18 protein-coding genes are annotated in these 20406 nt (G+C 51.5%); 11 read left to right on the plus strand and 7 right to left on the minus strand.

Annotation, left to right across the window (positions count from 1 at the left end; genetic code table 11):
- Positions 1-9: 9 nt before the first annotated feature.
- Positions 10-1155 carry a VanZ family protein gene (locus tag NSS83_RS00905; RefSeq protein ID WP_341186185.1) on the minus strand — a complete coding sequence of 382 codons (1146 nt, stop codon included), beginning with the start codon at positions 1153-1155 and terminating at the stop codon, positions 10-12.
- 132 nt (positions 1156-1287) lie between these two features.
- Between NSS83_RS00905 and NSS83_RS00910 the strand changes: the two genes are divergently transcribed.
- From NSS83_RS00910 to NSS83_RS00925, 4 genes are all read left to right on the plus strand, one after another.
- Positions 1288-1635, plus strand: a complete 348-nt coding sequence (locus NSS83_RS00910) for a hypothetical protein (protein WP_341186184.1) — start codon at positions 1288-1290, stop codon at positions 1633-1635.
- Positions 1636-1770: 135 nt separating this feature from the next.
- A complete protein-coding gene (locus NSS83_RS00915; protein ID WP_341347496.1) occupies positions 1771-3003 on the plus strand; it encodes an aminopeptidase in 1233 nt (410 codons plus the stop codon).
- A gap of 559 nt (positions 3004-3562) precedes the next feature.
- The gene (locus NSS83_RS00920; RefSeq protein ID WP_341186182.1) at positions 3563-4099 is read left to right on the plus strand and encodes a sigma-70 family RNA polymerase sigma factor; all 537 of its coding nucleotides are present in this window, start codon (positions 3563-3565) and stop codon (positions 4097-4099) included.
- The gene (locus NSS83_RS00925) at positions 4089-5228 is read left to right on the plus strand and encodes a DUF4179 domain-containing protein (RefSeq protein WP_341186181.1); all 1140 of its coding nucleotides are present in this window, start codon (positions 4089-4091) and stop codon (positions 5226-5228) included. The genes NSS83_RS00920 and NSS83_RS00925 overlap by 11 nt, the downstream gene beginning before the upstream one ends.
- Before the next feature lie 75 nt (positions 5229-5303).
- On the opposite strand, the gene NSS83_RS00930 is transcribed toward NSS83_RS00925, so the two are convergent.
- The 3 genes from NSS83_RS00930 to NSS83_RS00940 all read right to left on the minus strand — a co-directional run bounded on the left by NSS83_RS00930 (position 5304) and on the right by NSS83_RS00940 (position 8213).
- Entirely contained in the window at positions 5304-5855 is a 552-nt protein-coding gene (locus NSS83_RS00930; protein WP_341021389.1) for a hypothetical protein, read from the minus strand.
- A gap of 168 nt (positions 5856-6023) precedes the next feature.
- Entirely contained in the window at positions 6024-7325 is a 1302-nt protein-coding gene (locus NSS83_RS00935) for a DUF5050 domain-containing protein (protein WP_341186179.1), read from the minus strand.
- A 39-nt stretch (positions 7326-7364) separates the two neighbouring features.
- On the minus strand, positions 7365-8213 hold the full coding sequence (locus tag NSS83_RS00940) for an ornithine carbamoyltransferase (protein WP_341021392.1): 849 nt from the start codon (positions 8211-8213) through the stop codon (positions 7365-7367).
- Positions 8214-8486: 273 nt separating this feature from the next.
- On the opposite strand from NSS83_RS00940, the gene NSS83_RS00945 reads away from it, so the two are divergent.
- A complete protein-coding gene (locus NSS83_RS00945) occupies positions 8487-9410 on the plus strand; it encodes a helix-turn-helix transcriptional regulator (RefSeq protein ID WP_341347497.1) in 924 nt (307 codons plus the stop codon).
- Positions 9411-9500: 90 nt separating this feature from the next.
- Here the strand turns inward: NSS83_RS00945 and NSS83_RS00950 are convergent, their stop codons facing one another.
- The 3 genes from NSS83_RS00950 to NSS83_RS00960 are packed head-to-tail and all read right to left on the minus strand — an operon-like array spanning position 9501 to position 13078.
- The gene (locus NSS83_RS00950) at positions 9501-10640 is read right to left on the minus strand and encodes a toxic anion resistance protein (protein ID WP_341021394.1); all 1140 of its coding nucleotides are present in this window, start codon (positions 10638-10640) and stop codon (positions 9501-9503) included.
- Positions 10641-10666: 26 nt separating this feature from the next.
- Positions 10667-12352 (minus strand): VWA domain-containing protein, encoded by a 1686-nt coding sequence (locus NSS83_RS00955; protein ID WP_341021396.1) that lies wholly within the window; start codon positions 12350-12352, stop codon positions 10667-10669.
- An 18-nt stretch (positions 12353-12370) separates the two neighbouring features.
- Complete coding sequence (locus NSS83_RS00960; protein ID WP_341021397.1) at positions 12371-13078, minus strand: hypothetical protein; 708 nt, start codon at positions 13076-13078, stop codon at positions 12371-12373.
- Positions 13079-13704: 626 nt separating this feature from the next.
- Here NSS83_RS00960 and NSS83_RS00965 point away from each other — a divergent pair.
- From NSS83_RS00965 to NSS83_RS00990, 6 genes are all read left to right on the plus strand, one after another.
- Positions 13705-14667, plus strand: coding sequence for a DMT family transporter (locus NSS83_RS00965; protein ID WP_341186821.1), 963 nt, complete (start codon positions 13705-13707; stop codon positions 14665-14667).
- A gap of 287 nt (positions 14668-14954) precedes the next feature.
- A complete protein-coding gene (locus NSS83_RS00970) occupies positions 14955-15791 on the plus strand; it encodes a PRD domain-containing protein (protein WP_341347498.1) in 837 nt (278 codons plus the stop codon).
- 114 nt (positions 15792-15905) lie between these two features.
- Positions 15906-17807: a beta-glucoside-specific PTS transporter subunit IIABC gene (locus tag NSS83_RS00975; RefSeq protein WP_341347499.1), complete on the plus strand. Its 1902-nt coding sequence runs from the start codon at positions 15906-15908 to the stop codon at positions 17805-17807.
- A gap of 34 nt (positions 17808-17841) precedes the next feature.
- Positions 17842-19317 (plus strand): 6-phospho-beta-glucosidase, encoded by a 1476-nt coding sequence (locus tag NSS83_RS00980; RefSeq protein WP_341347500.1) that lies wholly within the window; start codon positions 17842-17844, stop codon positions 19315-19317.
- Positions 19318-19420: 103 nt separating this feature from the next.
- A complete protein-coding gene (locus NSS83_RS00985; RefSeq protein WP_076077639.1) occupies positions 19421-19744 on the plus strand; it encodes a hypothetical protein in 324 nt (107 codons plus the stop codon).
- A gap of 183 nt (positions 19745-19927) precedes the next feature.
- Positions 19928-20227, plus strand: coding sequence for a heme biosynthesis protein HemY (locus NSS83_RS00990; protein ID WP_036729071.1), 300 nt, complete (start codon positions 19928-19930; stop codon positions 20225-20227).
- Positions 20228-20406 lie beyond the last annotated feature (179 nt).

Raw genomic sequence — 20406 nt, forward strand, 5'->3', positions numbered from 1 at the left:
GCTATACCTCTATTCATTGATTACTGTATTGCCTAGGGTCTCGCTTGCCGCTACCTCATGCCGCTTCGGCCAGCTGATTACATTGCGGGTTCTGCTAAGCTCCTCGTAGATAAGTGGACGGTCACGCTTGATTAACCGCAGCACCAGATGAATGAAGAAGGCTACATCTACCGCCAGGATGAACAATTTCACCACGGCCGTCAATGCTGTGCCGATGCTCAGGAAGATCGCGGAGTCAGGCGGCAGGGCATTCATCCCCCCGAGGACGCCATAGAGTAATCCATATCGTGCCCATACCCTCCAGGGTCTGGCCGGGCCGCCGTCCTCACTCCTAAGCCGGATACGCACAACCCATTTGCCGAAGGTACGTCCGCCTGTGAACAGAGGAATGCTCAGGAAATACACCATACTAACTGCCCACAACGAAATGCTTAGTGAGAGCAAATTGAGGATTACCGTCACCGTGAGCAGCAGAATCGAATCCAGCAGAAAAGCAACAGCGCGGCGGGTGTAGGTCACTCTTTTGGCAGAAAGGTCCTCTTGGCTGTCAAGCTTCTCAATCCTCGGCAGAAGGCCGGAGATCCATAGGGATATCTTGAAGCCGGCAATGCCGCCCAGCGTATTCGTGATCATGTCATCGACATCGAAGATCCGGTAAGGGTGGTCGAAGAATCCGTAAATGCCGGTAATCTGCGTAATCTCGAACAACAGCGACAGCGCAAAGGACAGGATAATGCATGCCACCCAGCGCGTGCGGAAGTAGTAGCCCAGGAACATACCGAAGGGGACGGTCAGCAGTACATTGAAGGCTGCCAGCAGAAAATCCGCTCCGGTCAGCACATTAAGGTAGCTGGAAGGGTCGCTGCGCGTAATTGGCGTATTGTGCAGAATATCCTGGATGAATTGCAGCGGTACAAGCTGGATCATACTCCCGGACGGGGCTGCATTATGCCTGGAATCAGGCAAGGGAAGCAGAACCAGGAAGAACGCATTAAGCAGGTACAGCAGCAGCAGATACAGCACCATGGCCCGGATTTTATTGATATAGCCGTGCCGGCGGTACTGCACAATCAGGAACGGTAAAGTGAAGAATAGTGCCGCAACCGGAAAAGCCATGAATGCATAGGAAATCGGGAATAGATAAGTCTGAAACATGGGTTCACCTGCTGTCTTGTTTTTGTCACAACGATATCATTATAGAATTAAACATAAACCGTCTCAACAGAATTAATCATTCTAACCGTTCTTTCCTGCATAGACATGTTAGGAGAGGAGCGTGAGCACTGTATGGAAAAGAAGGTTCAACAGTATTACAAGCTCAAGACGAAGCAGAAGGAGCTGGAAAAGGAGCTGGCCGGACTCCGGCAGGAGATTCTTGCCCACGTTAATGAAGCGGGGCAGACGGAAGCGGTGTTCGGCAGCTACAAGGTCAAGCTGGTCACGCAAAACCGCAAGGAATATGATGACGACAAACTCTATCAGACCTTGTCCGACCCCGAGCTGTGGAGACTGCTCTCCCGGGCAGATCCGGCCAAGGTAGCCAGCCTGACGAAGCTGAAGGTGATCGCGGAAGAGAAAATCGCCCATACGTACGATGTGAAGACCATTCAGCTGCTGCAGGTGGATAAGCAGTAGCGGAAGCACTGCCGGAAGCGGAGGAGTTACGACATGCTCAGCTTCCGGTTGTACATAGATGATAGATACGTGCCATCTTCGCGGTCTTCCGCTATAATTATACAGAGACAGTGAAGATATGGAGGAAGAGAAGAAATGAAGGATTTTGAGCAGATGCTGGAGAAATACGCAGAGCTGGTAGTCAAGGTGGGTGTGAATGTGCAGCCGGGACAAGTGCTGATGGTTCACGCCCCGCTGGAGACAGCGGAGCTTACCCGGCTGATTGTAGGCAAGGCTTATGACGCTGGAGCGAAATACGTGCTTGTGGACTGGGACGATGAAGCGGTCACACGCATCCGTTACGAGAAGGCACCTGAGGAATCATTCGGGTATTATCCGCAGTGGCATGCCGATATGCTGGAGGGATTCGCTGAAGAAGGCGGAGCTATATTACATATAAAAGTGCCGGACCCGGAATTATTCCGCGGGATTGATTCGGCCAAGGTGTCCACTGCCGTTAAAGCGGCTGCGGTTGCGCGCAAGAAGTACCAGGCCTACACCCGGAACAGCAGAATCAGCTGGTCGCTGATTAAGGCGCCGACACGTGCCTGGGCGGACAAGGTGTTCGCCGATCTGCCGGAGGAAGAGCGGATCGATGCGATGTGGGAAGCAGTCTTCCAGATGAACCGTGTGAACAGCGAAGACCCGGTGGCTGCCTGGCGTACTCATATCGGCGAGTTGAAGCAGAGCCAGGACCGTATGAACGCCAAGCGCTACAAAAGCCTGCACTACCGTGCCCCTGGAACGGATCTGCGTGTCGAGCTGCCGGAAGGCCATCTGTGGCGTGGCGGCGGCGGGGAGAACGCGCGTGGTGTTTATTTTGTAGCCAATATGCCTACAGAAGAGATCTACACTATGCCCCATCGCACCGGCGTGAATGGCACCGTCAAGAGTACGCTTCCGCTGAACCTGAACGGGCGGCTCGTCGACGGAATCACCCTTACCTTCACAGACGGCAAGGTTACCGCCTATGACGCTGAATCCGGCCGTGAGCACTTGACCTCCCTGCTGGATACGGATGAAGGGGCCTCCTACCTCGGAGAAGTGGCGCTGGTGCCGTATGATTCGCCGATCTCCCGGCTGAACAGAGTGTTCTACAACACCGGAATTGATGAGAATGCTTCCTGCCATTTCGCGCTGGGCAGCGCCTATCCCGTTAATATTGAAGGGGGCACTTCCATGACCAGCGAGGAATTGCTGTCCAGAGGGGCAAACGTCAGCCTCACGCATGTCGATTTCATGGTAGGCTCCGATGCGCTAGATATTGACGGAGAACTGGCTGACGGCACGATTGAGCCGGTGTTCCGTAAGGGGAATTGGGTACTTTAGGTGTATCCTATCTGGAAGTGAAATAATCTCCAGAACAAAATCATCCTAACCGGATGAATAAGACTACCTTTGCGCGAGCACAACGTATGCTGTTTTTAGCATACAATGAGACTGTGTGCCTGCATGTGAGCAAATGTATGCTGTTTTTCACATACATTGAGGGCGTGGGCCTGCTGGTGAGCACAATGTATACTGTTTTTGACATACATTGAGGGCGTGGGCCTGCTTGCGAGCACAATGTATGTTGTTTTCCACATACATTCAGTCCATATGCCTGCTTGCGAGCCCATGTATACTGTTTTTCACATACAATTAGACGTGTGCCTGCTTGCAAGCACAACGTATGCTGTTTTTGACATACATTTGGTCCAGCACCTTCTCCACAGCAGCAGGAAACTATAGTTTCCTATATAACAAGAAAAGCCGCAACATTCCCGGCAGCGGGGGTTGCGGCTTTTCTGTTGTTCGTGGAAGTTATAAAATAATTACCGCAGACTAAAACTGTTTGCATAACCTCTCCGTCTAATTCATGTAAATGTGATGGAGAGGAGAGGGAGAGATGACGATGTCCGGGGCAGAGATGAAGCGGGTAACTGCCGCTGTGCCGCTTGAGGAGACGGATTTTGTCAAAGCGGTGATGGAGCACAGCGACCAGCTATACCATATTGCTTACAGCTATCTGGGCAACCGCAATGACGCACTGGAAGCGCTCCAGGAGACCACCTGCCGGGCCTGGATGAAACGGCGGACCCTGAAGGACCCCAGCGCGTTCAAAACCTGGCTGATCCGAATATTAATCTATGTCTGCATAGACGAGCAGCGCAGAAGAAAAAGGGCAGTCCCTACAGCGGCAGAGAATATGCAGCAGGGGGTCATGCAGAACAGTACGGATGCCATGGAAATGCAGTGGGCGCTCTCGCAGGTGAAGGTGAAATACCGCCATGTGCTGCTGCTCAAATATTATAATGATCTGACCCTGGCTGAGATCGCAGTCCTGCTGGGCAAGCCGGAGGGGACCGTCAAAACCTGGCAGCACAAGGGCCTGAAGCAGCTTAGGGAAATTATGAAGAACCGGGGTGAATGGAATGAACAATAGCAGAGAAGAACAGGCGATGCTGTCCGATGCGCTACGTATCCGTGAGGAGGTGCGGGTGGACTGCGGGGGCAATGAGGTCAGAGGGGCGGTTCAAGCAGGGATCGAGCGCGGACGCCGGAAAAGCTGGCAGGGCAGACTCACCAAAGGCTCCTTCCTCGGAATAGCCGCAGCCGCTATTGCTGTAGTGATTCTGTTCTTCATCCCAGTCATTCATGATGCGGTACCTCGGGCCGCCGTACCTGCCGGAGAAGTGAATTGGGGCGGGCTGGAAATGTTCAAGCGGCTCTATGAATTTGATTCAGAGGCACCTACACTGGATTCGGCGATCCGGCAAGGATACATTCAGGAGATTAATCAGAGTGCAGCCAGCGGGGATTACCGGATTACCTTGAATGCGGTAACGGCGGATGAGAACAAAATCATCTTTTTGTATACAGCTAATGTTGCGGAAGGACAGGAGATCTATGGTATTAGCAGTGCGAGAATCAAGAATCTGGAAACCGGATACGATCTGGACAGCGGCGGTCAGATTGGTGCTAATGCTGAGACAAACGGTCACGACGATTATCGTATTTTCTATGGCCGGAGTGTCATCTATCTGGACCGCAACAAGCCATTCCCGGAACAGGTGGAAGCCAATTTCCTGATTGCCTCGATGAATGAAGGGAAAATGAAAGATCTGGGGAAGAGCAAGGGTGTAAATTTAACCGATGTGCATAATTCTCCAAGACTCAAGATCAGCTTCAAGCTGGACCCGAAATTCAAACAGCAACAGACAGTCATTGTCCAGCCGGAGGAAGATTTCATACTGGAGGGCGTTCAAGTGACACTGGAGCAGGTTGAGCTCTCCCCCTTGATGACCCGCACTATAGTCAAAATTAAAAATGAGTCTGAGGTTACATGGCAGAACCGGCAAAAGATATTTGGCGCCGCACACGGGGGAAAAATTCAATCGATAACGAAGTACGGAACCACCGAGATAGGGATGTCGTCAGGATCAGGCACTTACGAGGGCTTTGAATGGTACTCTGGCAGCAATCTGCTCGATAAGCCGGAAGCAATGAATATGATTATGAAGACAGGGACCGGCAAGAGTACTAGGGATATTAACTTGCCCATTCTGCCGTGAACACTTGTACACGAAAAAGGCTGACTACTGGTATATCCAGCGGGTCAGCCTTTTTGCGGTGAGGTCAGAGTAGTTCTAACCCCCCCGGTTATTGAACCTGAATGCAAGCTTCTGTCCGTCAAAAGTCTCCCCGCTCCGCTCCGAATATTGGCCCTGCGTGTAGCGGGAGACCGTCTTGCGCCAAAATTTCTGGCCGGTGATATTCTTCGCTGCCGGGTTGGTGAACAGCTCCCATTCGCCGCGAAACTGTTCAAACACCAGCACCGCCGCCTGTTCCGCGATTCCCGTCCCTCTGAAGGGCTGCAGCAGAAAGTAGTCGCTCACGAAATAATCGACGCCCTGCGCACAATATGGAGGGGTAGCAATCCGTGCGAAGCCTGCCGGCATCGAATGAGCTTGAATCAGAAAAGAGTACAGAATGCCCGGCTTGTCCCACCAAATATTCTGCACCTCATACTGATCTGCCAGCGTGCGGTATTCGTCCGTGTCCTCAAAGATGCCATGCCGGTTAGGCAGATGCCCCTCCACAAGTCCGTAATGACCTGAAAGATCATGCAGATAGAGCGGTAACATATTTTTGATAATATAGGCTTCATCCGGCCCGGTTAGCTTGATCGATATATTCATTGCCAGCCTGCTTTCTGTAATTATCTATAACACCTACTCCCACTGTATACCGGAAATCATGCCTGTTCATAGGCAAGTCTCTGTTATAAACTGAACTTTATCTATTCGCATTTCTAAAAAAAGCCGAAACTTCCGATATCGGAAATTCCGGCTTATTCTCTCTGTATATTACTTCGCGGAGACCAGCGCTATATAGCTAACCGGGCCAGTGGACAGCTTGGTTTTGGTTTTGCCGTCATTGCTGTACCGGTATAAACAATCGTTATCCAGACCGTTGATATAATACAAGCCGGGAATATTGTTTGTAATTACAGAGTAATCGGATTCTACTCCGCTCAATTTGATCAAGGATGAATCGGCATTCAGCAAGTAAGCATCGGCTGCGGTAAACAACACGGTGGTAAGCGCCGCCCCGTTCTTAACCGTTCGGATATCTTGAACATTCGACAGCGGCAGCGTCTTGGAGGAGGTGACTTTGCCGTTAGCCAGCGTGCTGATGTAGGCTTTGCCTTTGGAGTCTGCATATACCAGTTTATTCGCAGCAATCTCGCTGATGCTGATCACACTGTTCTGGCTTAGCTGCAGGATCTTCCCGTTCTTATCCATCAGGAAGCCTGCGCCTGTACTGTAGTCGAAATCCTCTCCCTCGGCATCCAGCTTGATTCCCTTGTTGAACAAGAAATAATTATTGGACCAGGTCCCGGAGGAGACATCATTGGATTGAAGCGGATTCTTCGCATTGGCTGCTTTGGCAGCTCCGCCGCTTAGAGGCAGGGTGTAGAGCACCATGGAGTTCAGAGAATACTCGGTTTCAGCAGGTTTGTTGTCAATCATAAGGTTAATACTTGTAGCGTAAGGATGATAGAATTTGCTCTTCTGAATAGCTCCGCTGGCAATCCACTGAATGACCCCGCTCCCGTCGCGGGACCTCGAAGCAACCCAGGTTGTGTTGTTCTTCAGCGCATTATAGTAGATCCGCCCGCCCGAGACGTTGAAGGTCCGGAAATTCACATCGGCGTTATCTGCTATAAGGGTAAGGTGTGTATCATCGTCAGCGTCGGCTAAGGTGCGGTAGATGTGCCCTGTATCATCCAGGAAGTACAGATATGGACCCTCGAACAGGTAAAAGAGGATATTCCGGTCCCCGAGGAAGCTTGTAATTAAAGCATCGGGATCGCTAAGGGACAGCCGCTGAATTCCCATACCGTCATCATAGTAAAAATACAAATATTTGCCGGTCGAGTCTAATCCGTTGCCGTCATAGTTCTCTACGATCGTCTGTGTCTCACTTCCATCTGAGGTCACACGGTATAGAACATCGTCAGAGACATAGTACACATATGATTTCGCAGAAGCAGCCGCTGCTGCTGTGTGTGACTGTCTGCCGCCTCCAACTGTACCGAGTGACGCCAGTATCAGCGCGAGCAGAAGGACACCTGTTTTTCTGGATAGTAAGTATAAAGCCTTCATAGTCATTCTCCCCTTCAGTAAGTGTAGATGTGTTGTACATCAATGCGATAAGCAATAGATCAGAATGGCCTGCTGAAGATAGATCAGGCTTTTCTTGAACCCGAATCCGGCAAAATAAGGCGAAGCAATAACCTCTTCACTGACCTCCTCATTGCGGAAGAAGGGAGGACAGGGGTTCAGCAGCGCCCCGGGTCTTGTCTGCTTCATCCGGTCCAGTGTAATCTGGTAGGCATGGATATACTCCGGGGTCAAGAAATCCTTGGGCAATGAATCGGTAAGAATCACATCACTCTCCGGTAACACGCTATCCAGACTCGTATGAAAAGTATAGCCGGGGTGATTGCCGCTGGCCATCTCATGACCTGGCGTGCATACATGATGGAACGAGAGATTCAGGGCTTGCGCCGCCTCCAGCCAAGTTCTTGATATATTGCCGGGCGGTCCAACGAAGGTGTAGGTCAGCTCCCGGTAGTTGTCCCGGAGACTGCGCAGAGCATACAGGTCAGCCAGAATTTCGCAAGGGTGATTATGAGCAGTCATCGCATTAATAACGGGAACAGAGGCGTAGGCGGACAGTTCCTTCAGTTTGCAGAGGTCAGGTGTTCTGACAATAATGCCATCCCCCCAGTTCTCCAGGTAGCGGACGATATCGCCCGGCGCTTCTTTCTTGTCGAGCGTCTCCGGCGGAAAGGGAATGCAGGCCCCGCCCAGGTCGCGGATGCCTTTCTCGAAGCTGACCCTTGTCCGCAGACTGGTCTCCGGGAAGAAGAGAATCATCGTTTTACCTTCGAGCAGTGGTTCTGATTTTCGGAGACGCAGCCGGTCGGTTAATTCAAAGATATCCAGAATCTGCTCTGCAGTAAGCTGGTTGATATTCAAAAAATGCATCGGTGTATCCCCCGGTAGATGAGAAATCAGCAATAAATGCCGGTTGAATAAATATACAATAATCAGGAATAGTATACAACCCATTTTATGTTAAATTGTTTAGGGAGTTTCATTAATACTTAACCCTGATATTGTCATCCGGAACATTCTACCGGCAGTTGAATCAGAGGGGATGCAGCCATTCAACCAGCAATTGATAGGATTGCGTATGCTGAAATGCTATGCTGTTTCTGGCAGTGCGCACTGTACATATTATAATCTCGGAGGGATATCATGCTCGACTTACGCAGAATTGGGGCTTATATATCGCGGCTTCGCAAAGACCAGGACTGGACCCAGCTGGAGCTTGCCGATCAACTAAATGTAAGTCATCAGGCCGTATCGAAATGGGAGCGGGGCGACTCGCTGCCGGATATTGGAACACTTCCGCAGGTTGCGGGGTTATTCGGCTTAACCGTTGACGACATTTTGAATGCAGGAGACCACGCAGAGCATCGGGAACACCCGCATCTGGGACGGATCGTAGAGGAGATTGCAGAGAACAGGCCGGGCCAGGTTACAGAGATGGTTAATGCCGGTAGGCTGGAGATGGAAGAGCTTGTAGAGGTAGCGCCTTTTGTAAAAGCAAGTGCCCTTAATAAGGTCACAGAGGGTATAGACAGCAGCGTCCTTAGTTTAAATGTAATTATGCGTCTAGCCCCGTTTCTGGGAAGAGATACATTGGATGAACTGGTTCGTCAGGCTGAAAAGAAAGAAATGGCATGGGATGTTATTGCCGGACTTGCGCCGTTCGTCAGCAGCGGTACCTTAAGCGAACTGGTCGATCAAGCAGCAGACGGTTCTAGAGAGGTGAACAATCTTGTGGGCATCGCCCCGTTTCTGGAACGGGAGCAGCTGGACCGGTTGGTGCAACAAGCCAGTGGGGACTGCCCCAGCTGGCATTCCATTCAAGGACTGGCTCCCTTTATTAGCAGGGGGACGTTAGGCTTTCTGGTTGACCGCGTGGCAGACGGTACAGTCGATGGAAATCGGCTCCCAGGACTCGCTCCTTTTCTGGATAGGGGGAAGCTTGAGAAGTTGCTTGGTGAAGTCCAAGCGGAACAGCTTAGCCCGGATCTGCTGGCAAGCCTCGCCCCGTTCATCGATCAAGGGACGTTGAGCAGAATGGTGGCAGGCTTGTTGAATACAGGGAAGTAGACAGCAAAAAGAAAATAGACAGATAAAAACAGAGCACCGGCGTATCCGCCGTCATGCTCTGTTTTGCGTTAAATATGGGTAGCGTTGCTGCTACAGCCCGAGCGTATTTCCTTTTTCCAGCCGCTGAATCTGCTGTTCGCCGTTATCTGCCAGCTCCCGGAACTGGGTAATGGTCTCACGCATCTTGGGGAGCGCCTCCTGCTTGTAGGTGCTGATCGAATCCAGGGCGGAGAGGACGTCGGTGAAGGCCTGCTTCAGCGTATCGACCGAAATACTGGTTTCGAGCGATTGCTTGTGAATGGCTGCACCCTGCTCCTTAAGCATTCTGGAGGTGCCGCTGATCAGATTATCGGTGGTCTGGTTCAGCAACTCGATTTTTTGGAGAACGATCTTCTGGTTGTATAAGGCGCTGGCCACCGTAACCGAAATTTTAAGCGCAGATACCGTAACATTCCTGGCTCTGTCCACTCCACGGATCAGTTCCTTGTTGTTGCGGATGACAACCTCGATGGCCATAATTCCCTGTTGATTGACCACGAGCATCTGCTGCAGATCCATCACCCGCTGGCGCAGCGGGAACAGCACCTCCTCCGTAATGAACCGCACCTTATCCTCATCTTCACTGCGCTGCTTAGCAGCTTCAATCTGCTTCTCAATCTCCTCGTCCATCAGGATGCCGAGCTGAATCTCCTTCTTAAGGCGCTTGGTCAGCTCCCTCAGGGTCTGCTGTTCAATCTCCAGTGTCGTGTTGTCATTCTTCAGCACGGCTTTGCCTTTATCCAGGGATAGAATAATATCTGAGATGACAGCGTCGGCCTTTTGATATTTGGCGAAATAATTACGCAAGGGATGAAAAAACTTGCCGAGAAACCCGCTTTTGGCGAAATCTACCGCGCTGGGGTCCAGATCCTTAAGCTGCTGATGCAGCTCGGTTAATCCCTTGGCGACCTGGCCGCCTTCATCCCCGGTCTTGGACAGATTGCCCACCGATACCTGAAGCAGGGAGTTCTTCTCCGACGAGGAACGCATGGTGCCCATCCCGAAGCTGTCAATGGACTGCAGCACGGCCTTGCGTTTCTCCAGAGACTCGAAATCCAGCTCCAAAATACTGGAGACATTATTAATCGCCTGCTCCTTAAGCTGGGTGACTTCCTCCGGCTCCGGCTGGACCTGCTCCTCGATGACCGATTTCAGCTTCTCGGGGCTGGGAATTTCCATGGTGAATGACATATGAACCCTCCTTCAGAATATAAAGTCTACATTTGCACGTTGAGCAGATTACCGATTTTGTATACTACATCCTCTGTGTCGGCGTTGATATTGGCCGCCTCGTTGATGCTGGAAATGCTCTCCAGAGCCTTGATATTGGCGTTATATCCAATGGTGTATACCGGAATCTTGTACGTCTCGATCAAGCCCCGGATATCATCCAGGGAATGGCCTTCGTTCGTCTCCCCGTCGCTAAGCACGAAGATCAGGGGCTTCATATCCGGGTTCACCGCCAGCTCATCCTTCAGCATCTTCATCGCAACCACCAACCCGTCGAAGGTAGCCGTTCCGCCCACAGGCTGAAGGCTGTTAATCGCTCCTACGAACATGGATTGCTGATTGGTGTCATATTTGCCGATGGGCAGATTGATGGTCACATCGCTGGAATAAGAGACGAAGCCGATGCTGTTGTCCTTGCCGAGGAATTTCTGGCCCTTCAGCAGGGACTCCTTGAGCCGGTTCAGCGGCTCGCCGGCCATGCTGCCTGAGACATCGGCAACGAACACTGCCGCAATCGGTTTGCTGCCGTTCTTTTTCTCCTTCCAGAGCTTCTGGGCTGAGGAGAGAATGGAGCCGTCAACCGGTGCCAGTTCGGAGACATAGTCTGTCAGGCCGTTGAAGCCCTTGTCGGCAGCTGTCTTCTGATACTTCTCCTGCTGGACGAATTCGCCGAACTTCTTGATGATCGCCAGCTTCTCCGGCGGCAGTTGCCCGAGTGCATAGAGCGGGCTGTCATGTCTTACCCCGAACGGGGTGAATACATAGCCGCTGGTCAGGTCCTTCGCATTGACAAAGGTCTGATACTCAAGCACGAAGGCATCCAGCATGCCGGATTTGGCCGCTTCCCGCATTTGCAGGGTGGTGGAGGCGATGAAGGGCACGTTGGCCTGGAACTTCTCGAAGCCTTGAACCGCCTTGTCTCCCAGCAGATCCGTACTGTCGAAGGTGCTCAGAGCGGTGACCAGGAAATTCAGCCCCGTTGAGCTGGCAAAAGGATCGGTGTACCCCATCGCCAGCTCATTAGCCGCAATGGCATCGGTAATGGTCTTCACGTTGATCGAACCGTATTTGTCGACCAGCTGATCGTATTTCTGCTTGCTCATTACTACTCCGGCTACGTTGCCGGTCAGACGCTTCGTAACCAGCTCGGCCTGCACTCCGCCGGCCTTAACCATCTCGCCCCATAGCTCATTAGAGGGAGTGAAGGCATCAGGCACATATTTGCCGGACCGGATATAATCAGCGGCTGTGCCGGAAGCGATGTTGCGGATTTTGACGGAGGCCGGTTTGCCGTCTATTGTAATACCGGCAGCGTTGAAGTCTGTTGCGACTTCATTCAGCCAGCCGTCATTGCCTGTTCCGGACTTCTCCGTGGAGGAGAAAATCTCGACGTAGCTATCGGTTGTGCTCTCTACGGAGATGGGGAACTTGGAGATATCGGGCAACGAATCGCCGATGGACGCCGGATCAAGATCAATCTGCCCTTTTACAGGCTCAGCACTGGTCACGTTGATATCCTTATAGATGCGGTTCAGTCTTTTGTCGGCGTCTTCGGCAGAGATTTCTGTCTTGGATTTGCCCAGATTGGACGTTAAGGTAATTCCGAAATAGACAAGTGCGAAGACGGATGCGGCGATAATGCCGAGTATGAACAGTGTTTTGCCTTTCCTCATAGGTTCATCTCCCTTTCCTTACTGATAGAGTTTCGTCTGCCCGATCAAGGCGGTTAATTCCTGCATACATGGCATGTCTTCCACATTGGTATAATCTGTGCTGCCCAGCTCGGTGATCTCCAGCAGCAGCTGATCCAGCTTCAGCAGAATTTCCTCGTTGGCCCCGAGGCAGCCTTTGACATAGGAGAGATATTCGTTGTATAACGCGGTTTTCTTCTGAATCAGGGAGCTGGAAAACCGGGTAGACGCGTTATCTGCACTAAATCTGGCGAACTCTGAGGCATCGAATACGCTGAGCTTGCCCAGCAGCCCCCGGATATTCAGATAAAAGAGCTTCTCGACCTCCATAATGACGGAATGAAACTTGCGGAAGCTGAGCTCAGCCGGATCGAACCTGCGGCCCAGCACCTGGAGCAGTGCGGTCTTCTTCTTCTCAATCCGCTCCATCTGGTCCAGGGCGAGGGCGATATCATCCTTCAGCACCTTCACATTCCGGTGACGGCCGAGGCCGGCAATGTAATCCTCCCGCGTCTCTAATTGCACGCTAACGGGCTTGGCAGCCGGGGGGTTGAAGAGCAAGGTGTAACTGCCATATAGGACGACCAGCAGACTGATGATTAACAGGGTTACTGCCGATGCCGTTTCCAGCGGACTTCCGCCGATCTCGACACCGAGCAGGCCGGGAGAGAGAACGATGACATTTAAGATTACAACTCCGGCAATCATGCCGAGGAGCTTAACGGGCCCGGATCTGTTCAGGATCTACACCTCCTCCATAGTAGTATATTTGGGGATAGCAGCTTGAATCACATGAAAAGAGTTAGAATGAAGGCTATTACAGACTGCTACGTATCGAAACTTGTCAATGTTTCAAATTTTTACGATTGCGCCGGATTGAGGACGGGGCTTGACCATATGTAGGCTCCTTTCAAATGATCTGCTGAATTGAGTTATATTTTATCATAATTTGGGAGAGTAGGGTCTGTGTTTGTTATGTTCATTGGCTGGAGAATTAATTGAAAAGAGGTCTATGTACCCTGAATTTCAAATTTAAAAGAATTAAGGCTTGACGTCAGCTCACTTGGCGTGTAACATATGAACAGTCGTCATTCAGGTGTAACCAGGCAATAATTTCATAACTCTATATTGTTCTCGTATAACCTCGCAGCCATTCCGATGTCACAGGGCGAGGGTTTCTACAGGAAGCCTATTCTTCCTAACTACGATGATAAGGACCGTGAACCAAGCGGTCCCTGTCCCGGAGTTAGGATTTTTTGCGTCTGGCGGTCCTTGACCTTGACGCAACATGATTCAGATTAGAAGATTCAGGAGGCATAACCGACATGAAGGATATGAAATATTTAATCTCCGTACTTGTAGGCGCTATGAGCTACGGCATTTTATCAACGATTGTTGTATTGGCCTACGGGCAGGGTTATAAACTGGGAGAGGTGGTCGGCACTCAGCTCTTAACCGGCTGTATTCTTGCCTGGCTGCTGGCGTTATATACCAAGCTTAGAGCGAACCGCAAACAGCGCAGCACAGTTAACGTTGCGGTGTCCGCTAAGGCGGCCCCCGCCCGGCTGACCTGGAAGCATAGAGTGCTCTTGATGATGGCCGGTGCGCCAACCGTGGTTACGGGGCTGCTGTATTACCAGTCCCTCCGGTACATTCCCGCTTCGCTGGCGATTATCCTGCTGTTCCAGTTCACCTGGATCAGTGTGCTGATTCAGGCGGTAAGCAAACGTCAACGCCCTGACAAAATCACGGTGCTGACGCTGATCCTGCTGTTCGGCGGAACCCTGCTTGCCGCAGGTATTCTGAATCAGGGAGCTGCCGAGTTTAACCTGCTGGGGCTGATGCTCGGTTTGTTATCTGCAGTAAGCTATTCGATGTTCATTATCTTCAGCGGCAAAGCCGTTCCATCGGCTCATCCGGCCTACCGGAGTGCCTGGATGGTAACAGGCGGCCTGGTGCTGTTGTGTATCCTGTTCCCGCCGACCTTCCTGTTTAACGGTATGTTATGGGGACCGCTGCTGCTGTTCGGCTTCCTGCTCGGCTTGTTCGGCGCCTTTATCCCGCCGCTGCTGTTCGCCATCGGGGTTCCGCATATCGGCGGCGGTATGGCCGGTATTCTGGGTGCCGTCGAGCTGCCCGTTGCGGTCTTAATGTCCTCGTTCGTATTGCAGGAGCATGTAAGTCTTCTGCAATGGGCCGGAGTGGTGCTGGTGCTGCTGGGTGTGGTATTGCCGGAGCTGTATAAGCTGCGGTGGGGAAATGGAAATGCCCAGGCCGTGAGTTCGTCATCGGTCTGAGTTCAGGCGGATAGAAGAGGAGTGTTCCCTTTGAATAGGGGGCACTCTTTTATTTGCAGATTCAGATAATTGTAAGCGCAAACATTTTTGTTGCCAAAAGTGAAATTCAATGCTATTCTGAATTTGGGATTGTTACTGCAAAGGCAAAACCCAAAACATGGTCACGTGTTTTGGGTTTTGCCTTTCTTTATGTTAAGGGCTCTGCGGGACGCCGCAAGGAATCCTTAACCCGTCTAACATCCTGTAAGCAGTGCCAAATGAAATTCGGGGTAAAGGAGGGCAGCGGGTTGATTATCGAGAAGATTTTCAATAACAATGCCATTATTGCCAAGGATTCAGGTAAGGATGAATTGGTTGTTATGGGACGCGGCATCGGCTTCAAGAAGGGCCCCGGTGATCCGGTGGATGTCTCACTGATCGAGAAGACATTTGTACTGAAGCGAAATGACGCGTCCGAGAAATTCAAGGCCTTAATGGCGGATGCCCCCGCCGAATATGTGGCCTTAAGCTATGACATTATCGAGTATGCCAAGCAGACGCTGAAGGCCCGGCTGAGCGATTATATCTATGTGACCTTGACGGATCATTTGACTCATGCACTAAGGCTTCATGAGCAGGGCATCCGCAATGACAATCCGCTGCTCTGGGAGATTCAGCGCTGTTATCCGAGGGAGTATGCGATCGGACATCATGCTATGGGGATGATTGAGCAGTATACCCGTATCCGCTTGCCGGAGGATGAGGCCGGGAACATCGCACTCCACCTGATTAATGCGCAAATGAACAGCTCGGGCAACAAGATTGCGGATCTTACCAGGCAGACCCAGCAGATTGATGACATCCTCAATATTGTTAAGTATTCCTATAACAACGAAATTGATGAGCACACTGTCAGCTACGAACGGTTCATCACCCATCTGCGGTATTTTTTCCAGCGTTCGCGCAAGCAGGAGTCTGAGGAGTCTGTGGACGATTTTCTGCTCAAGCAGGTGAAGATGAAATACAGGAAAGCCCATCACTGTGTGCTCAAAATTGAGAAGTATCTGGACCTGAAGCTCCTGGATGAAGAAATCCTGTATCTAACGATTCACATTCAGCGGGTAACGCAAAGACAAACTGAATAAAATCACTTCACTTGGATTGTTACTGGTCATGCAGGCGAAACCAAATCAGGCAGGAAGCTGCCGGGATGGTTTCGCCTTTTGCTTATCATTCATCAGGAAACGGGAGGACTTACTATGAAATATGAGGCACTAGCCAAGGATATTATCAAGCAGGTCGGTGGCAAGGAGAATATCAGCAGTCTCACGCATTGCATTACCCGTCTGCGCTTCAAGCTGAAGAATGAGGCTGCGGCGAATACAGATGTGCTGAAGAACATGGACGGAATTGTGACAGTGATTCAGAGCGGCGGCCAGTACCAGGTCGTGATCGGCAATCATGTATCTGAGGTCTATGCCCAGGTGATGGCAGCGGGCGGATTACAGGAAGGCGGCGAATCAGAGACAGCCTCCGGCGAGAAAATGGGTCTGTTCAACAGCTTCATCGACATGATCTCCGGCGTATTCTCGCCGACCCTTGGCGTACTGGCTGCGACCGGGATGATTAAGGGCTTCACCGCCCTGTTTCTAACCGTGGGACTCCTCACCAAGGAGTCGGGGACCTACCAGATTCTGAATGCGCTCGGGGATTGCCTGTTCTACTTCTTCCCGATCTTCCTGGGGTATACCTCGGCCAAGAAATTCGGGGCCAACATCTTTATCGGGATGGCGATAGGCGCTACGCTGGTGTATCCGTCCTTCAGCAGCATCACGGCGGCGGGCGAACCGCTGTACACGCTTTTTAGCGGAACGATCTTTGAATCGCCTGTGTACATTACCTTCCTGGGGATTCCGGTCATCCTGATGTCCTATACCTCCAGCGTCATTCCGATCATCATCTCGACTTATATTGGCTCCAAGCTGGAAGCCTTCTTCCGAAAAGTAACGCCAAGCGTGGTACGTACCTTCCTTGTTCCGTTCTTCACCCTGCTGGTCACCGTTCCGCTGGCGCTGATTGCCATCGGGCCGATCTCCACCTGGGCCGGACAGCTGCTGGGGCAGGGAACCTTGTTCCTCTACAACCTCAGTCCGGTTATTGAGGGGCTGCTGGTAGGCGCGTTCTGGCAGGTCTTCGTTATCTTCGGGCTGCACTGGGGTCTGGTGCCGATTGCCCTCAATAACATGGCTGTACTGAAATCCGATCCGATTTTGGCGGCTTCCTTCGGTGCTTCGTTTGCCCAGACCGGTGCTGTGCTGGCGATTATGCTGCGGACCAAGAATGCCAAGCTGAAGTCATTGTCGATTCCAGCCATTATCTCAGGCATCTTCGGAGTTACGGAGCCTGCTATTTACGGCATTACGCTGCCGCGCAAGAAGCCGTTCATCTTAAGCTGTGTTGCGGCGGCGGTCGGCGGCGGTATCATCGGTCTGATGGGCACCAAAGGCTATATTCTCGGCGGTCTGGGGATCTTCGGTATCCCAAGCTACATTAGCCCGGACGGGATGGATAAAGGCTTCTACGGCGCGATTGCCGCCATTGTGATCAGCTTCATTCTCGGGTTCATTCTTGTCTTCTTCTCCGGTTTCAAGGATGAGGAAGCGGCGGACAGCAAGAGCGGCGGGACTGCCCGGAGCAATCTGGTGAAGCAGGAGACGGTGGGAAGTCCGCTGAAGGGCCAGATCAGAGCCTTGTCGGAGCTGACGGACGAAGCCTTCTCTACAGGCGCAATGGGCAAAGGTATAGCGATTGAACCGCTGGAAGGCAAGGTATACTCTCCGGTTGACGGGGTACTGACCACCTTGTTCGCCTCCGGCCATGCGATTGGCATCACCAGTGATAACGGGGTCGATATTCTGATTCATGTCGGCAAGGACACGGTCAAATTGAAGGGCAAACACTTCACCCCCCGGGCCAAGCAAGGCGACACCGTCACCAAAGGCCAGCTGCTCATGGAATTCGATGTTGCCGCGATCAGAGAGGCGGGCTATACGCTGACCACGCCGGTGATCATCTCCAATTCCGGTGATTATCTAGATGTCATTGAGACGGACAAGAAGAGTGTCGATTACCGGGAGAATCTGCTGACCGTCATGATCTAACTGATATTCTAATCTAATCTGAGGAGGAATTAATATGAATAAGAACGTGAATGTGAATGTGAGCAACAGAAGCTTTCCGCAAAATTTCCTGTGGGGCGGCGCAACGGCTGCGAATCAGCTCGAAGGCGGGTTCGATGCGGGAGGCAAGGGGTTAAGCACGGCGGATGTCATGACCGCCGGAACGCATACGGTCTCCCGGAGAATTACTCCTGTGCTGGAAGCCGGAGCTAATTATCCGAGCCATGAAGCGGTTGATTTCTATCACCGGTACGAGGAGGATATCGCGCTGTTCGCTGAGATGGGCTTCAAGGTGTTCCGCATGTCGATTGCCTGGTCGCGGATCTTCCCGAACGGGGATGATGCCGTGCCAAGCGAAGAAGGGCTGCAGTTCTATGACCGGGTGTTTGCCGAGCTGGCCAAGCATGGGATCGAACCGCTGGTGACGATCTCGCATTATGAAGCGCCTTATCATCTGGCTGAAGCGTATAACGGATGGGCGGACCGCAGAACGATTGACTTTTACGTCCGTTACTGCGAGGTGATCTTTAACCGGTATAAGCACAGCGTCAAGTACTGGCTGACCTTCAATGAGATCAACATTCTCACCATGCCGCTGGGAACCTTCATGGCGGGCGCGATGAAGCCGGAGGGAAATGCCGAGCTGACATCATCCGCGCAAACCGACAATGAGAAGCTAAGATACCAGGCGCTTCATCACCAGTTCATCGCCAGTGCCAGAGCGGTGAAGCTGGGACATGAGATTCATAAGGATTTTCAGATCGGCTGTATGATTGCCTACATGTGCTCATACCCGCTGACCTGTAATCCCGAGGATGTGCTGCTGGCCCAGCAGAAGGATAATCTGAGTAATTTCCTCTGCTCCGATGTTCAGGTAAGAGGCGCTTATCCGGGCTTCGCACTGCGATACTTCCGGGAAAAGCAGATTGAGCTGCAGATGGAGGAGGGTGACGAGCGGATTCTTAAGGAAGGCTGTGTCGACTTCTACACCTTCAGCTATTATTCATCCACCTGCGTGAGTGCAGCTCCGGATCAGGAGTCGATTGGCGGCAATATGTCACTGGGGCTAAAGAACCCGTATCTGAAGGCAAGCGCGTGGGAATGGCAGATTGACCCGCAAGGCCTGCGGTGGTCCCTGAATCATATCTACAACCGTTACGGACTGCCGATGATGGTGGTAGAGAACGGGCTTGGCGCAGTGGATACCGTAGAAGCAGACGGTTCAATCAAGGACGATTACCGGATAGAATATCTGCGGGAACACATCCGGGCGATGGGGGAAGCGCTGGCTGATGGCGTGAACTTAATCGGATACACCTCTTGGGGCTGCATCGATCTGGTCAGTGCAGGCACCGGAGAGATGAAGAAGCGTTACGGCTTCATCTATGTGGATAAGGATAACGAAGGCAAGGGGACGCTGGACCGGTCCCGCAAAGACAGCTTCTTCTGGTATCAAAGGGTAATCGCCAGTAACGGAGCGGAGCTGGAGTAATACGCGTTTGCCGGAAGCTCACTTTTTACAAATATCCGTTTGCTGTTTCAGTCCGCCATCCCTACGGTATATGATAATAAAAAACCGTTAAAGGGGATTTCCGATGATCATAAAAGGGATCGAGAACATGGACGGCGGCAACATTATGAGCCAGATTCAGCAAGGCGGCAAATTTGTGATCTACACGTATTGCTTCTCTGTTGTCCTGATGACGTTCAGACGCAGCTCGGGTATCTATTTCATCAAGGCGGGCGAGGGCTCCGTCAAAAAAGGCTTGAAGTACACCCTGCTGACCTTCTTTGTAGGCTGGTGGGGGATTCCCTGGGGGCCGATCTATTCCATCGGGGCGTTCATTACTAACTTCAAGGGTGGCAAGGACGTCACTAATGAAGTGTTAGCCGCTCTGTCGAATCAGAACGCTTCATAATAGTAGTACAAATACGAGAAGCTATCCCGCCTGCCGTGAAATATGGCTGGTTGGGGCAGCTTTTTGTGATGTGGTGATCTACTGTATCCTAAACGGAATAACCACTTAATTATCTATAGCACCTTATAATATGTTATAATGAATTTCTGATTTCATACTAAGCAGAATAGAGGTCGCCAGAGGATGAAAGTAAAAATTAACCGCAATGCAGCTAAAGTTCTAAAAGATATGCTGAACAGCCCGGAAGCGGAAGGCAAGAAAATCCGCGTGGTCATCACCCAGAATCATGGAGATCACGGACACTATGATGTAGCGCTTGATACACCTACTGAGCACGATGAAGTAGTTGCTACAGACAAGGATATCGAGATTCTGCTGGATACACGCGAACCGCTGCTCGACGGCGTTTGGATTCAGTATTTCTATGTGCCGCAGGAAGGCTTCTTCATTACCAATCCGTCTACCGGATTCCTGGAGAAATAAACAGCAGATCACTATCCTATTGTGTTGCCTTAGGGGCGGCATGTTCTGAATCAGCCTTACCCGGCTGGTCAGACCGTGCCGTCTTTTTTTCAGGGTTAGCACATTTTAATGCGAATGTATGTTCCTTTTATTATATACAATCCTTGGATGATGGAATATAATTACATACGCGTAGTCCG

Source organism: Paenibacillus sp. FSL H3-0469 (genome assembly GCF_038051945.1).
Classification (GTDB): domain Bacteria; phylum Bacillota; class Bacilli; order Paenibacillales; family Paenibacillaceae; genus Paenibacillus_AQ.